We start from the raw sequence: 15,743 nt of genomic DNA, 5'->3' as shown, positions 1-15,743 counted from the left end.
TTAGAGGGCTTGGGGCTGGCAACGGCCCCCGGCTACTCGGCGGATAGTTATCGCATAATATAGCGGGTATGGACATCCAACACAAGGTTGGGGATGCCCTGGACTTGTAGTCCTACGGTGGAACGGCTGAGGCTATACTCCTGGAAGGCGGGAAAAACAAAGTAATGTCTTCAAAGCTGGAAATCAGGTGCGAATAAATATGTGATATAATTTTGCTCAGTTATCCACAAGGTATTAAATAAGAGGTCAATATATCTAAAACATGGGGTGAATTTATATGAAAATGAAAGTAAATGACATTGAATTATTTTATGAGGTACATGGTGAAGGCGAACCAATCATTTTTTCTCATGGATGGATGTGCGATTGTTCGGTATGGAACTCTCAAATTGAGTTTTTCTCTGAAAAGTATAAAGTGATTGCGTATGACCAAAGAGGACATGGCAAATCGGATAAACCAAAATCCGATTATTCTATTGAAACATTATCGAATGACCTGTACTCTCTTATACAAGAACTAAATCTTGAAAAAGTTATACTTGTTGGTCATTCGATGGGAGGTATGACAGCTATCACATTTGCATTGAATCATCCTGATAAAGTCTCTAAACTGGTATTAGTTGGCACTTCAGCAAAAATGAATTTTTCAGGGTATATCCAAATATGGATCATGATGCATATTTTCTCTTATGAGTCATTCGCTCGTGGGATGATTGATTTACTGTATGATCCTTCTGAACAAGTTAAGAAGGAGGCGTTTGATAGAGCTATGAATACCCAAAAGTTTGTAAGCTATGATTGTGCTACAGAATTCATGAAAAATTACGATAAAAGAGACCGAGTTTCCAAAATAAAAGTGCCAACACTAATTGTTGTTGGCGAAAAAGATAAAGCAACACCAGTGAAGATGAGTCGATATTTAAATAGAGAGATTAAAGACTCAAAGTTGAAAATTATACCAGATAGCAAGCATATGGTGATAATCGACAAAGCCAATGAATTAAATGAAATTATAGACATGTTTATTGGATGAGATTTTTGAATTCAAGAATATTACAAAATCTTAAAAGAAATACTTAATCAGCGAACCGATAGAAATACGAAATCCATGAGCGTCCTCCCGATGCGTCCGTCCCTTCAGCCCGAGGTTGTTGACATTCACTCAGCATAATTAGCTGAAGGATTAATAGCAATCGTCACAGTTCCAAAATCCAGTGATCTCAAAAATACTATTAGACGCAGATTTACGCTGATACATTCACTTCCACAGGAAGTGAATGCCTGCTACGCCTTAAGGGCGTGCAGGTTACGCAGATGCAACCTTAAATCTGCGTAAATCTGTGTGAATCAGCGTCTTGAAAATAACTGGAAAATTGGACAGTGTCATAGCAATAAATGAAAAAGTTGAAAAGTGCCGTTACTATAAAAAATTATTAAAAAATTCAATTTTTATAGCAAATTTAATTAACAAGTAACCATCATTATATCAATATGGAAGAAATGCAAGCATCCGAATATATAATTTTTACTGATATGGACGGCACCCTGGTCGATCACGATACATATTCCTATGATGCGGCCCTACCTGCCCTGGAACTCATTAATAAAAAAAATATCCCGTTGATATTTTGTACCAGCAAGACCAGGGCTGAACTTGAAGTTTACTGCCATAAACTTGACATATGCCATCCCTTTATTTCAGAGAACGGTGGGGCCATATTCATCCCACAGGATTATTTTGACTTCCCCTATGACCACACAAAACAAATAGACAATTACAACGTGATCGAACTCGGTGTGGGATACGAGATACTTGAAAGTACTTTGAAAGAAGTATGTACTAAAATCGACTGCAAGGTAATTGGATTCGGGGATATGGATGTGGGTGAGGTGTGCCAGAACACAGGACTTGACAGGGAATGTGCTGCACTTGCCAAGCAGCGGGACTATGATGAAGCTTTCAGGATCATAAGTCCGGCACCGAAGGATGAACTCCTGGAACAGGAAATCAGAAAAAGGGGTTTCAATTGTACAAAAGGCGGACGGTATTACCATATAATGGGTAATAATGACAAGGGAAAGGCGGTACTTATACTTACAGACCTTTACAGGAAAAAATGGCCCGGTGTAAAAACAATAGGGCTGGGCGACAGCCTCAACGACCTGCCCATGCTGATGGCCGTGGATATTGGTGTATTAGTACAAAAACCGGGCGGCGATTATGACCCATCCATAACATCACCAAATATCAAGCGGGGAAAGGGTATTGGACCAAAAGGGTGGAATCAGGAGCTTATTAATATTTTGGAATAGAACTTAATATTACATTATTGTATTACATTATTGTAATACATTATTGTAATACATTATTGTAATAATAGATAGAGGGAAAAGACATGATTAGACTCGGGAGTATGTTGCCACAGGCATTTATGGTTAGTATAACAGAACTGGTGAAAATGGTAGGTCCTGAAAAAACCTGCATATTGTTATCTCGTATAGGGAAAGGACTGGCAGAAACACAGGGGTCGGGACTTGAAGGCGTCCCGGAAGATGATTTACACTATTTGCCAATGTGCCCTTTTGCAGATGAAATAATACGTTTTGTTGACCTTTTTGGCGAGAGGCCTGAAGAATTCCAGGCTATTGTGAAATACGTTACCGAAAAAGAAGCTATGGACAAAGATAAAGTGGAATGTCCTGCTATGGCTTCCATCCTATGCCTTTTGCACAATGCCTACAGGAAAAAAAGAGCCGAAATGGCAGGGTTCGAAACCTTGCATCTTGCATCTAAGCTGTCAATTGCCGGTGTCAGGCTGGCTTATAATGAAGAAGCAATGGAAAAAGCTGGAAAAACAAAGGAAGAGGTTGACAAGATTCTTGAAAAAGGTGCTTGTGTCTTCAAATTCATCAAAAAGGAGTGAATCAAGTGGACATCATTGCTGCAGAAAAATTATTCAAGAACTGTGTGAAAGTATTACATGAAAACCAACACCCCAATGGTGGTTTCTATGCCAGCCCGCCAGGTACGAGATATCCGTTCATCTATCCTCGTGACCATTCTATTTGTATCCTGGGCGCTATAGCGGCCGATATGTTAAATGAAGCTAAACGCGGACTTGAATTCATGCTGGCCGCCCAGAAACCTTCAGGTGAGTTCAGCCAGCGTTATGACGTAGACGGGAACGATACCAGTTATAAGGACTTGCAGATCGACGGCAACGGCCTGGTGCTCTATGCCCTTAACCAGTACCTCAAGGCCACTGGCGGCCTGTTCTACGAAAGCCTGGCAGACCGCGCCTTTTGCAGCCAGTACTGGGAAGTCATTGAAAAAGCTGTGGACTTCATACTCCAGAATAAGAACGACGAGATCAACCTCATCCATACTATTAACAGCATCCACGAATATCCTGCATATGAACATGGTTTTGAGATATATGCCAATTCCACATGCTGCGCCGGACTGTTCGGAGCTGTTGAGATTGGGGAAGCACTGAATAAAGATGTGGAAGAATGGCGGGAACAGGCAGAACAGGTCCGCCAGTCTATATTAGAACGGTTATATAGTCCAAGACGCAGGTCCTTTATAAAGTGCATCCGGGTAAAATACAAAAGTTCAGATCCAATAGGTTATGATGCCTTTGCCTCCACAGTCATAGATGTAGATGCTGTGGAATATGCTCCGGCCCATTTTGGCCTGATAAAAGAAACTGACCTGAGGAACATAAAAACAGTGCAACGTATTAACAAACTGCTATGGGACGAGGAACTGGGCGGCCTTAACAGGTATCCTGAACTCTGGGACCGGAACAATGGAGGATATGGACCCTGGCTCCACTTTACCTGCCAGCTATCCAACCATTATACAGCTATAGGAGATCAGGACATGGCCGATAAATACCTGGGCTGGGTGGTGGAGATGGCACATGATAACCTGCTGCCTGAACATATCTCTACAGTTGAACGCTTTGAATTGTGGTTAGAAGATTATACTAATGCCAAGATACTTAGGGACAGTAAACTCACAATGATCGAGAATATAAGGTCCCATCCAAAATGGAAAGAAGGGTTTGCTTACGTTACCATGCCCCTTATCTGGCCTCATGCCGAGTTTATCAGGGCGTATACAAATTATAAGCATAAATTCTATACGGATTAATCTTAATCACTATACTCCACAGCTCTGCTGCAGTTGGGTGTACCGTCGCAACGTTTGACCCACCGGGATACTGCCGGATCAACCATAGTTATTAAAATCATTCAAAGCTGCATCCTTTAACTTTTCCCTGATATCGGGCATAGCAGATATTGCTCTTTTCCAATCAGGGAGATGGACATCCGCAGGATTCTGGATATATTCACGTCCCGCAGATAACACATATTTCGAGAAAGCTTCTACTATGCACTCTTCACCATGCCTGCTGTAATTCAGGCCGTTAAACAGGGCATCGGCATGGTACTGGCGGATACGGTCCTGGGCCGCACGTTTGAACAGTACATTCACACTTTGCATAAAAGCCTCGTCTATGTCCACACCGTCAAGTTCAACCAGATTCCTTAAAATGGTCTTGGTGATGTCTTTGGTCATCTTTTGAATACCTTCTTCAGCATCGGATTTAATAGGCCTGTGTTTGTGTTCGTAAAACCCTAGATCTACCTGGCAAATCCTTTTAAGGGCAGTATTCTTAAAAACTTCGGCAAGTAGTCCTACTTCCAGCCCCCAGTCCCCTGGCATACGGATGTTGAGGGCAAGATCTGAGGTAATGCCAAATTCACCTGATAGCGGATACTTGAATGCACACATGTATTTCAGGAAATTAGAACTGTAGTGTGTCTTTTCCAGGAGTGAGTTCAGCAGGGGACTGAGCAGAAGCCTGGTAACACGCCCGTACATGATCAGGCGTTCCATATCTATCCTTGCATAATAGCCCTTGTTATAAAAAAAATCCAGGTCAGGTTCAACAACCGAATACAACAGTTTTGCAGGCAGGACCCTGGAATAAAATACAATATCCGCATCATGCATGGCTATGGCATAGCTGTCGAGTGTTGCAACCCCCAGGGCGATCCATGTATCCTTCCCTTTACCGGAAAACATGGTAATATCAAGGTCTTTTTCCTTTAATTCTTCAATCACCTGTTGTACCGAGGGGCCGTCGCACCACACTATGATACAGGGTATCTCAAGTTTTGAAAAATATTGTTTGACCTGGATATATTGCTGCTCATCATCGGCAGCAAGTGCTATTACAACTTTAGTAAGGAAGTTTGATTCATTGATTTCTTTGAGAATATTTTCGATATGGTCTCCAAATATCTCCTCAAAGAGCATAGGTATCAGCAGCGTCATTGGACGCTCCTTTGCAATGTCCTCTAATGCTAAACAGAGGGATCTCTCTTCAATCCTGAAATCATGGATCGTTGTGATCCGTTCCTGCATAAAATCCATCTGGTCATTCCCTTGTTCAATTATATACAACTATATTTATTATATATATTTGTATTTATTATATACACTCATATTTATTATATACAATTATATGTGTAGTATATATTATATTCCGGTTTTCTTCTTATACAATTCCAGCATTTCCCGGATGGTCTCTTCCTTTATCATTCCCAGTTGGGATATGGTTTCATAGAAACGCCCGGGAACTTTTATTTTGTCCACGTCAAAACCCTGCTGCTTCTTGAACTCATATTTTGCAAGGAATATCTCACGGCCCAATGTTTCAAGTTCGTCCCTGGTCTTTTTAATACCCACGCTGGCCAGGGCATCGATGATAGTTTGTTCACCATATACTCCTCTTGCAAAGAGACATGCCACCAGGGAGTTGTTGATCATACGCCAGTAATCCTCATAAATGAGCTTGTCCACCATCTGTTCTCCAGTTAATTGCTGGCTTGCAGCTTTCTGGTCAATACTATATCCACCGTTGTCAAGGTGGGAATGCCGCACACCCACCATCTGCCCTACTATAGAAGCAGGACCGGTATGGTAACCCGCTATCTCCAGGCCGCCCAGGTTCACAGCAAAGTCCTCACCACCGTATTCTGCTGCCGCAGCCACAGTACCTTTGGCCAGTGTCTGGTAGAATTTGTTTGGCATCTCCACGATCTTATCGATCATCTTCAGGTAATTGTTCGTGTCTCCAAAGCGAAGTGCTATACCCAGGGTATCTGTCGGGGTGATCAGGTCCCTCTCATAGCTTTCGGTGGCCCATGCCAGTACGCCTCCCGTACTCATAATATCAAGGCCGTAGCGCTCGCACCTGTCAATGAGGCGCAGCACGTCCTCGGCAAGGTTGATCCCAAGGTTAGTACCCAGTGAGTAAATAAGTTCATAATCATAACTGATGTGGTTCACTTCGAACTCATGCCCTTTCTGGAAGGTTGTCTTGAGCATGGCGATATGTATGCAGCCGATGGGGCAGTTGCTGCATGCGATCTTGCGAAGCAGCAGGTTGTCAGCAAAGTATTCGCCGGATATGTTCTCGGCATTCTCGAAACCTGACTGCTTGAGGTTGCGGGTAGGCAGTCCTTTTAACTGGTTCAGGACATTGATGTTGGCGGCAGTCCCCAGATCGTGGTACTTATCCATGACCTCGGTGTCCACAACGGCATCATATAATTTATTGTACATTTTACTGTATGGTGCTATCTCCGGTATCTCTACATCTTCAGTGCCCGAGATCACAATTGCTTTCAGGTTCTTGCTGCCGAAGACCGCACCCAGGCCCAGCCTGCCGAAATGGCGGTAGGTGTCCACATTCACGTTGGCATACCTCACCATTTTCACACCAGCCCCGCCGATGCGCATAATGCTGCGCCTGCCCTTGCCCGGCTCCACTTCCCTTAGTATCTTGCCTATGACCTCGACTGAGGATACGTTCCAGATGCTGGTGGCATCCTTAATCTGAACTTCATCGTCGTGGATGGACAGGTAACACGGTTTTTCTGCCCTGCCTTTTATTACAATACTGTCATACCCGGCAAAGCGCATGGCCATTGACAGCCGCCCGCCCGCATGGGATTCGCCCAGTTCCCCAGTCATGGGTGATTTGAACATGGATACAGTTTTGGATACGCACGGGAAGATCGTGTTAAGTGGTCCTATGCTGAATATTATCGGGGCTTTTGGTGAGAACGGGTCTGTTCCGGGCGGGCATTCTTCCAGTAACAGTTGGGTGGCCACGCCCGTACCGCCCAGGTATTTATCGAACAGGTCGGCACGGTCCTTTACCTTATGCTCGCCTGTATCAAGATCAATATAGAGTACGTTGGACCACATATTATAGCACCTCGGTCTTTCTCAGTTCAAGTACGTCATGGCTGCAAAACCTGGCACATACACCACAATGGGTACAGATAACGGGCATGCCGGCCTTGTCAAAATGTATAGCTCGGGGCAGGCAGGCACTGGCACATGTCATGCACGAATCACATAGGTCCTTATCCAGTATTACACCGCCACCGTTGCGTGGTGTGAGTGCACCCGTGGGGCATGCCCGTGCACACGGCGGGTCTATACATGAGCGACAAACGATAATTTCAAGACCGCTCTCGATACCGCCTGATGTCCTGATATCGATAGCACTATCTATGAGCGATGCCGTTTTTGCATTTACCCGGCTGCAAGCCAGCATACAGCTATAACAACCTATACACCTGTTAGGATTAGCGACTTTTATTCTTGCAGACAACTTCTACCACCCTTTACTACTGTTTTGTTAAAAGAGTACTATAAGGCTTTGGGTGAAAAAAAATAATGTTGTAGTCTCAAATGTTTTTATACTAATATCTTAATACTTTGATCTCATGATAACTATAATTTAACCATAGAGTACGCAGAGAAACACATAGCTTGTAACTGATTCTACTCTTTGCGTCTTCTGTGCGCTCTGTTGTGATAAATTTCATAATTTCCACATTACCCGACAATACATTTGAATAATTTACCCACCTCTTCTGCCACTTCAAGCTTCCCCTGGCCTTTTGCAAGCTTCTGGATAGCTTCAAGGTACCGGGCAGATGTTTCAAGATATTCAATCACATCAGCAGGATAGGCAAATATTCCATAATGCTGCGTCAAGGCATCGATCATATCAACCGGCTTCATCCCTTCACACCGCATATCCAGTAATTTGCTTGAGAACTTACGCTCAGGGCATCCGCAATAAGGTGAACCTTTACAGGTACAGGTTAAAAAATCAGCAGCAAAGTTCATCAGTTTGCGGGCAGTCGTACTGTCAAGTTTTGCCAGGCTGTCACCTGATAATGCCATTTCCATTGCACCGCCCTGGAAAACCCTTGAAGGCAGGCGGACATTCAAGCTGGCTGATATCCGGTCGGCACCTGTAAAAAATGCCTGGTCGAACACATCCAGTCCTGCCAGGATATTTACGCTTTCCAGTCCCCAGTTTATTCCATCCTTAATAATGGATAACTGGTCATGGTTCATGAAATATGTGCTCATTATACGTCCCGCCAGGGTAGGACTTACACGTTGTCCAGAGACCTTCAAGTACCCCCTATCCAGCAATTCACCTATAAGTTGGTCCGTGTCAGTGCCACCCAGTCTCATGGAATCCACTGTCCTGATGATGTCCCGCTCACCCCAAATAATTGCAGATGCCAGCACCTGCTCAAGTCCTGCATCTTCATCCACCCCCACCGTTAGCGGAGGTACTTCACCCTTAAGCAACCGAAACGCCACATGGTCCTCACTCTCACCATGCCCTAAGCGTTTATCAGGTTCGGCCATGACCACAACCACGCCCCTGTCATGATAGTCCGGCCTGCCGGCTCGCCCCTGCATTTGCAAAAACTCGCCCTGTTTCAGCCACTCGATACCCATTGTAAGCCCTTCGAATATCACCTGGGATGCAGGAAAATCCACACCTGCTGCCAGTGCTGCAGTAGTAACAACCACAGGTATCCTGCCGTTGGCAAATCCTTCTTCTATCCTGCGCCGTTCACTGTACGGCAGCCCCCCATGGTAAGCTGCCGCACGTATTTGCAGGGCATCCGATAACTTGTGGCAGTTCCGCCTTGAATTTGTAAATACAATGGTCTGTCCCCTGAAACCTTTGGAGGACTTCCTGTTATATTCCTCCTTTGCCAGCTGGTTGATAAGCCGTAGTTTCTCAGACGGCCCGCCAAAGATCAGGTGACGCTCGAGTGGCACAGGTCTTTCCTCATACTCGACAAGCTCGCTCCCCAGGCCATCTGCAAGCCATCCGGGATTGCCGACTGTGGCCGAGAGGTAGATGAACTGGCACTGTGGATACAGGTGCCTGAGCCTTGCTATCAGGCCGTCCAGCCTTGGTCCCCTCTCAGGGTCCTCTATCATGTGCACTTCGTCCATGACCACAGTACCCACATCACCAAGCCTCTTTGCACCGCCTGACCTCAGCAGGTGGTCGATCCCCTCATACGTGCCCACAATGATATCAGAATCAATGGACGTGCGCATTTTCCCCAGTTTACCCTTACCCTTGCCCTTACCAATGCGGCTTTGCCCGACCTTCAGGGCTGTTGTCAGGCCGAGTGGTGAGTATTTGTTTGTGAACTGGTCATATTTCTGGTTGGCCAGTGCCACTAACGGGACCAAAAAGAGCATCTTTCCCCTGCCTGATAGAATGTTGCTGACTCCCCCTATCTCGCCGATGAGTGTCTTGCCAGTGGCAGTGGCTGATACTACAAGCTGGTTCTTCCTGTCAAGCAGTCCGGACCCAATCGAAATGGACTGGACCGGCAGCAGTGTTTTAGGCAGGATACTTTTCAGCCGCTTGTCCAGTTTCATGTCATGTACTTTGACCAGGGTAACACTGCCGCTGGCACGGACACGATCAAATAATGTCAGTTCACGGTCCATTTTTTTAGGGTCAAGCAAGACCAGCATACGGTCCAGGTCACGGGTCCTGAGCAGTTGTGCAAATAATCTTTCGATACTTTCTTCAGCCATTCTTTTACTGCACAACTGTATTTCCCTGTGAAGTTCAGATAAAGCGCAGTTCTCACATACCAACTCGCCCCTGAACCGCACTGACCCTAAATCCACAGGTGTGTATCGTCCCTGTGAAATGCACAGGCGGCAAACCTGCGCTTGTTCATATCCGAGCTGGTAGCCATCCAGCATTTCAATAATTTCCTTTTTAGCAGCAGCATCTCCGTGCCCGGCAACCAGTATAAGGTCAGCTATCCTGAGCAGTTCCACGGCTTGCGTGGGAGGTCTTCGGTCTTCGGTCTTACCGTCTATAACCCTGAACTTGAATGGACGTGGGCCTTTTGGGGTTTGCCTTAATACCAAGTTGCCTATAAATGAGGCTGTATTGCTGCCGTTTTTCAGGGGCAGCAGTTCAATGGCTGACTTTATGGGCCTGATAAGTATGACAAGAGACATTGTATCAAAAACAGCTATTTTCTCAAGTCGTACAATTCATATGCCAAACCTTCGGATTCGAGCCGGTTTAACAGTGGGGGAACCTCCTCATCTACAGACACCACAACCGAGGATACTCCGTGGAATGCAGCTTCTACTACCGATTCCTTTGCCCCGAACATAACGTTGGGGTCCCTTCCCACCTTACGTAATGCGATAAGGGATTCCACTCCAAGGGCACATATGTAATTACTGTCCTTTACCAGTTCAACCAGCAGGTCCATGTCCACCTGTCTTGAACCACCGCGCTCAACTCTGGGGACCTTGCATACCTTGATATTCACATCTTCAAGTTCGATCAACCCGTGTAGGTCGGTAACACCTACATCCTCACTGGCAGTGGCATCTGAAATGAGTATTCCGGTAGCTCTGTGCTGCTCTTTTATGTTGGCATATAAAAGTCCGTTGCGCATCACAAGAAATACTTTCTGGCCAGCCTTGTAATCCTCTTCTGCAATGGCAGTCCACACCGAAACATGGCTGATGACATCTTCCATCACATAGTTGGCATACCGCCTTAGTTCAGCCGTACGCTCAAGTACCCATTCTATTCCTTTTTTTGTGACCTTATAACGTACCCGGCCGTCAGAAAAAATCAACCCGTCGTCTGTCAGTTCTTTAATATATTCAGAAACCGCCTGGGGAGTTATTCCGACTTTTTCGGCAATCTCCCTCTGGCGTACATTTGGCTGATGGGCTGTTATTTCAACAAGTATCTGGAATTTAGTACTCTCTTTTTTACTGTGAAGCAGGTCTATCATCCAGTAGCACCGACAGATTCAATCCTCTGGCCTTTAACGATGAGTTTGTCTGAACGCCGTGCCACACCTCTCAGATACAACGGGCTTGCACCTATGGCCCTTGATAGCCCGGCCATGGACTGGTTGCCGTTCATCACCTCTGTTTCAATATGTTCCATCATATTCCTTAGTTCATCATCACGACTGAAAGTGATCATGAGCAGGTCAGACAAATCTTCAATGGAACACTGGAAATTTACCTGTATCTTTGAATAGGATGTGTGGAATTCTTTTTCAGGTTTGTTCCCTGGTTCAGGCATACGCCACTTACTCTCTACCAATCCACATTTTTTCAAAATACTTAGACTTTCATCCACTTCAATTGAAAGCTGTTCTTCAATTTCTTTCGTAGTATACCAATCTGCAAGGAGTATGTCAAAAACTTTCTTATGGGCATCCGACCCGAAAGTTCGTAAGAGTGGGACAAGATCCGAGGGATCATTGATAATACGAGTTCGTTTACCCATTTAATATAACCTCTTATTTCTTATATGGTCTTCTAATTTGATAAATGTTTTCAAGTAAATCCCCACTTGAACCGGAGTAACTCAAGTATATTTCACCATACGATTATACCGCAAAGTGAGAGATATAAAGCCTGTATAATAAATAAAAGTAATATTGGTTCAGGTCCACAAAAACAAATTAATTATTTTGTCCATCGATATAATAATTTTAATATTGCGGTTCCAATCCATCGAGCTTGGAGAAGGTTGCATTAGCTTCCTTTCTGATGGCCATTCGATCCCGCTTATCCCTTTCCATGTGAATAGCTTCCACAGCGAGAGTATATAGATTCTCAAGTTCTGAAGTGGTTTCCAATGTCAGCACAGAAAGCACTTTAGGAGTCTCTCCATTGCGGATGATCACACCCTTGAACACGTGACCAATATGTAATGAGAGTTTGTCGATCTCACTTGAGATATCATCAATGTTAAGGTACTTCCGGTCCCCACGAAGAATAATCATCGCCCTGCTTCCTTCTTCATAAACATTAGATGAGAACAACAAACCATTGGGGGATAGACTATCGTGAATCACGGTCTTTACTGGTGTATTGTTATCACCTTTTGCAAATCCGATTGTGGCAAATCCCGCTCCTCCGGACATGACAGTCTTGAAGTCACCCAGGTCTGTAACCATCATCATCTCACTGTCCAGGGCTTCAAGCAAAAACAGCACCCTTTCAGCCACCATTTTATTAATACCGTCATAGGCGGTCTGTATATCGCCTCCGACATTCTTCAGGAACTGGTTATCTGCCAGTATAATGCCGTCAGCTTCGCTTTCACGTATTTCCTTGAGACAAAAAGCAGAGTTCTGTAGATAAATAGTTCCCTCTTCACGGAAGGGTAGGACCGTAATGGAATAAACTGGAAAATCATACCTGTTCTTCAATTCTTTTATCAGCGGAGGGCTGAACGAAGATCCGGTACCGCCCGAAGATGACGAAATAACAAAAGCAATATCGAAATCACCTCTTTCAGAGATATTTCTCAAAACCATATCTTTATTGTCAATAAAGCATTGTTTACCTAAAAGACGGTTGGCACCTAAACCGTGCAGGTTTGGGATATGTATCCTATCCTTGGCCTTTGTATTGCGCATTTCCTTTAAGTCGTTGATTGCCGTATTGATAGCGATCGTTTCAACCCGGGATGGGAATTTCTGGCGTGAATAATATTTTGAGAATTTTCTGCCACCAAAAGCTTCCCTATTGATGGAGTCCAGTATCCGGTTGCCGCATTGTCCAACCCCGACAATTAGAACATTTAACATTTTTAATTCTCCTTAATTACTTTATTCCCGGTTTATTACATCCTGAATTGATTTCTTCTCCAGTATAACCACCCTGCAATGACAACTACGATAAGGACTGGCGTTAAATATATGTAAAGAGGATATTCTGCAAGGTAATCAAATTCACCTTCCTCTATATAGAACGTACCTGATGAGATTTCTTTGTTACTCATAATACCTGTGCCGTTATCATATGTTAATTTTACTATCAGTTCGTTGGATCCGATCTCATCAGCCTTTAATGTGATCGTGTAGTCCTTTTCATATCTGGCTCCATAGACACTTTCCTGGATGACAGGCTTCTCACTGACAATATTGATGTCCTCGGAACCTGAAATATATGTCATGTTCCCGGGAATGATAGGTTCTATGCGGATGGTGGATGCGGGAACGTCTTTTTGGTTTTCTACATGAATTGTAAAGGTAATCACATCCCCGCGTTTTAGTTTTGTCTCATCTGCTATTACTTTGAGGTCAAGTACAGAGGTTTCCACAGCTTCTGCTGCTACGGTTACCGATGGACTGTCAGAGGTTGACGAATATTTATCATCGAACACAGATGAAGAATATGTAGCAGTTGCCGGGTTAAGTGCAAATGTACCGCCGTTTGCGGCCTGTATCTCATAAATGAACATCTGGGTAAACGAACTACCGATACCAAGTTCTGTTGGATAGGTAGTATAAATGTTGGATTTGAATGTAAATCCGGGAGTGATTCCCAAGTCAATGGAGATACGTTTTGCTATACCATTTCCAGTATTCTTTGCTTTTATTGTTACCCTGATAATATCCCCTATCTCCACATTGGATTTATCGACTTCTTTAGTAAGTATTAAAGAGGGTTTACCGATGTAATTGGCGTTTGAGACGCCTCCGTCAACGGCTGTTTCATATTCTATTACTATGCCTGCAGTAGTAATGTCAATAATGGTATATTGAGATGTCAGGTTCTTTTCATTTACCGTGATTTCAACTGAACCACTCTGGTATTTTAATCTCCGTTTTTCCTCACTTACTGTTGTTGAAGTAGTTAATTCCTCATAAGACCCATCAGGTTTTAATTGATAAATTGTTACTTCCAGAATTAAATCGCCATCAAATAACATAATATCTGATACTTCAATAAAATAATTGTTAATCTGGTAGCCATCTCCTTCATAAATCTTTTCATCGTAGATACTATCAGCACTTGTGACACCCACAGATAATAATAATAAAAATAAGAATAACAGACTATGAATTATTATTCGATTACTTTTCAATTTTTATGTCCTCTCGATAATGTAAATAACTGGCCAATGTTTTCATATCTCGTAAATCATTTTCATTAACTACCATAAATGATATATATTTTATGACTTTACTTGCGTTGTACAATCTACCTACAAGATATTACTTGCTCTATGTTATTTATCAAATGTATTTAAATTTTCCATTATATTATATCAAATTATTAATATAATTATATTGTATATGCTGTTATAAGTTACAAAATACCCCTGTGTTTAATAGGGTGCCTGTAATCATCCTATATCACCACATAGTCCCAAAACATGAGCCTGGCAGCTATTCCCTGGGGTTGGACTTAAACTGGAACTTTTAAAGCTGGAATCAATTGACATTAAAGTACTTACCCGGGCTGTTCCACGTCGGGCGGCGTTACATTGAACCACTGCATGAAGGTTTTGCGCTGTACCATAAATTCCGAGAATAACTTGACCTTAACAACCCCTGTCTCGCCCGGGCCTAAATAGGCAACTGTTGAGTTGCTTATACTGGTACCTGGTTCACATTCGCTTTTTGTCCAGTCGTAAGCATTGCATGAATTTACTGTAATTGTGAAATTCCCACCATCATGATCATTATTGGTAAGACTTAAAGAATATTCCGTGCCCTGCTGGTCATTTTCAAAAATTGTTCTGCTTTCTAGTTCCTCATAAGTAAAATCAGTCAATGTCCGGATAACCGAGGTATAGTATTTTTGGTCTTCCGGGTACATATCCGAGTTATCTCCATAACCATCACCGTCAGTATCAGCCCATTCTTCAGGGTCTTCAGGAAAAGCATCGGCTGAATCTGGATAACTATCGCCATCACTATCAATGCTTACATTTGCATCCAGAGGGGCCAGGTCAATACTATCCATATAGCCATCCCCATCAGAATCAGAATTGAGGGGGTCAGTCCCTTCATTCTTTTCAGTATTATCCCCGATACCGTCACCGTCAGAATCTTCCCATTCACCCGGGTCTTTCGGGAAGGCATCCACTGGATCGCTATGCCCGTCACCATCTGTATCCGGTGCTTTCAGGCATCCGGCACAGAATGATGATACAACAACTATTAACAATATAATTAAGAACTTTTTTGTTGCCACATTAACACCTGTTAATATATTTGAAATATTATCATTCGTTGTATAGTGAGATTGGAATATAAGATATATAATTTTTCTGTATGTAGTCCCCATAATTTTTTTCGCATTGAACTCCTTTCAAAGTAATTATCTAACTACCAATAAATCCACCTGAAAAACCAATTTATACTGAAATCCCAGTCTCACAGTTTCTACATGGCCTTATTAAGATGACAACCTACACGATCCAAGTCTTCTGCAGCGGATAACAGTTCATCCTTCACGTCATGCATGCCCATATTCCCTGCTTCATCTGCCTGTTTCCTATAACCTGCAGCATGAC

At 43.5% G+C, this 15,743-nt stretch carries 13 protein-coding genes; 4 read left to right on the top strand and 9 right to left on the bottom strand.

Annotated features, from left to right (window positions below):
• Positions 1 to 277: 277 nt before the first annotated feature.
• The 4 genes from HF974_05675 (at position 278) to HF974_05660 (ending at position 4,159) form a co-directional block, all read left to right on the top strand.
• Entirely contained in the window at positions 278 to 1,033 is a 756-nt protein-coding gene (locus HF974_05675; GenBank protein MBC2697827.1) for an alpha/beta hydrolase, read from the top strand.
• Positions 1,034 to 1,500: 467 nt separating this feature from the next.
• Complete coding sequence (gene mpgP / locus HF974_05670; GenBank protein MBC2697826.1) at positions 1,501 to 2,313, top strand: mannosyl-3-phosphoglycerate phosphatase; 813 nt, start codon at positions 1,501 to 1,503, stop codon at positions 2,311 to 2,313.
• A gap of 83 nt (positions 2,314 to 2,396) precedes the next feature.
• Positions 2,397 to 2,924, top strand: a complete 528-nt coding sequence (locus HF974_05665; GenBank protein ID MBC2697825.1) for a hypothetical protein — start codon at positions 2,397 to 2,399, stop codon at positions 2,922 to 2,924.
• A gap of 5 nt (positions 2,925 to 2,929) precedes the next feature.
• Entirely contained in the window at positions 2,930 to 4,159 is a 1,230-nt protein-coding gene (locus tag HF974_05660; GenBank protein ID MBC2697824.1) for a glucoamylase, read from the top strand.
• A gap of 78 nt (positions 4,160 to 4,237) precedes the next feature.
• Here the strand turns inward: HF974_05660 and HF974_05655 are convergent, their stop codons facing one another.
• The 9 genes from HF974_05655 to HF974_05615 form a co-directional block, all read right to left on the bottom strand.
• Entirely contained in the window at positions 4,238 to 5,449 is a 1,212-nt protein-coding gene (locus HF974_05655; protein MBC2697823.1) for a glucosyl-3-phosphoglycerate synthase, read from the bottom strand.
• Positions 5,450 to 5,554: 105 nt separating this feature from the next.
• Positions 5,555 to 7,291, bottom strand: a complete 1,737-nt coding sequence (locus HF974_05650; GenBank protein MBC2697822.1) for an aldehyde ferredoxin oxidoreductase family protein — start codon at positions 7,289 to 7,291, stop codon at positions 5,555 to 5,557.
• Between the two features lies 1 nt (position 7,292).
• Positions 7,293 to 7,703 carry a (Fe-S)-binding protein gene (locus tag HF974_05645; protein MBC2697821.1) on the bottom strand — a complete coding sequence of 137 codons (411 nt, stop codon included), beginning with the start codon at positions 7,701 to 7,703 and terminating at the stop codon, positions 7,293 to 7,295.
• Positions 7,704 to 7,930: 227 nt separating this feature from the next.
• Entirely contained in the window at positions 7,931 to 10,405 is a 2,475-nt protein-coding gene (locus HF974_05640; GenBank protein MBC2697820.1) for a DEAD/DEAH box helicase, read from the bottom strand.
• A 14-nt stretch (positions 10,406 to 10,419) separates the two neighbouring features.
• Positions 10,420 to 11,205 (bottom strand): winged helix-turn-helix transcriptional regulator, encoded by a 786-nt coding sequence (locus tag HF974_05635; protein ID MBC2697819.1) that lies wholly within the window; start codon positions 11,203 to 11,205, stop codon positions 10,420 to 10,422.
• Entirely contained in the window at positions 11,202 to 11,711 is a 510-nt protein-coding gene (locus HF974_05630) for an ArsR family transcriptional regulator (protein MBC2697818.1), read from the bottom strand. Before HF974_05630 ends, HF974_05635 begins: the two co-directional genes overlap by 4 nt.
• 208 nt (positions 11,712 to 11,919) lie before the next feature.
• A complete protein-coding gene (locus HF974_05625) occupies positions 11,920 to 13,023 on the bottom strand; it encodes a cell division protein FtsZ (GenBank protein ID MBC2697817.1) in 1,104 nt (367 codons plus the stop codon).
• Between the two features lie 35 nt (positions 13,024 to 13,058).
• Complete coding sequence (locus HF974_05620) at positions 13,059 to 14,306, bottom strand: DUF11 domain-containing protein (GenBank protein ID MBC2697816.1); 1,248 nt, start codon at positions 14,304 to 14,306, stop codon at positions 13,059 to 13,061.
• A 368-nt stretch (positions 14,307 to 14,674) separates the two neighbouring features.
• Entirely contained in the window at positions 14,675 to 15,421 is a 747-nt protein-coding gene (locus HF974_05615; protein MBC2697815.1) for a hypothetical protein, read from the bottom strand.
• Positions 15,422 to 15,743 lie beyond the last annotated feature (322 nt).

It is taken from the genome of ANME-2 cluster archaeon, from assembly GCA_014237145.1.
GTDB lineage: Archaea > Halobacteriota > Methanosarcinia > Methanosarcinales > Methanocomedenaceae > Methanocomedens_A.
Note: the sequence above shows the minus strand (reverse complement) of the source record. Positions and strands in the feature narration are given on the sequence as shown.

What these genes read in the sequence shown, in the direction of transcription:
- HF974_05635 (MBC2697819.1), bottom strand. Translation starts at nt 11,205, where the DNA reads ATGATAGACCTGCTTCACAGTAAAAAAGAGAGTACTAAATTCCAGATA.
- HF974_05640 (MBC2697820.1), bottom strand. Translation starts at nt 10,405, where the DNA reads ATGTCTCTTGTCATACTTATCAGGCCCATAAAGTCAGCCATTGAACTG.
- HF974_05665 (MBC2697825.1), top strand. Translation starts at nt 2,397, where the DNA reads ATGATTAGACTCGGGAGTATGTTGCCACAGGCATTTATGGTTAGTATA.
- HF974_05650 (MBC2697822.1), bottom strand. Translation starts at nt 7,291, where the DNA reads ATGTGGTCCAACGTACTCTATATTGATCTTGATACAGGCGAGCATAAG.
- HF974_05630 (MBC2697818.1), bottom strand. Translation starts at nt 11,711, where the DNA reads ATGGGTAAACGAACTCGTATTATCAATGATCCCTCGGATCTTGTCCCA.
- HF974_05675 (MBC2697827.1), top strand. Translation starts at nt 278, where the DNA reads ATGAAAATGAAAGTAAATGACATTGAATTATTTTATGAGGTACATGGT.
- HF974_05625 (MBC2697817.1), bottom strand. Translation starts at nt 13,023, where the DNA reads ATGTTAAATGTTCTAATTGTCGGGGTTGGACAATGCGGCAACCGGATA.
- mpgP (MBC2697826.1), top strand. Translation starts at nt 1,501, where the DNA reads ATGCAAGCATCCGAATATATAATTTTTACTGATATGGACGGCACCCTG.
- HF974_05655 (MBC2697823.1), bottom strand. Translation starts at nt 5,449, where the DNA reads ATGGATTTTATGCAGGAACGGATCACAACGATCCATGATTTCAGGATT.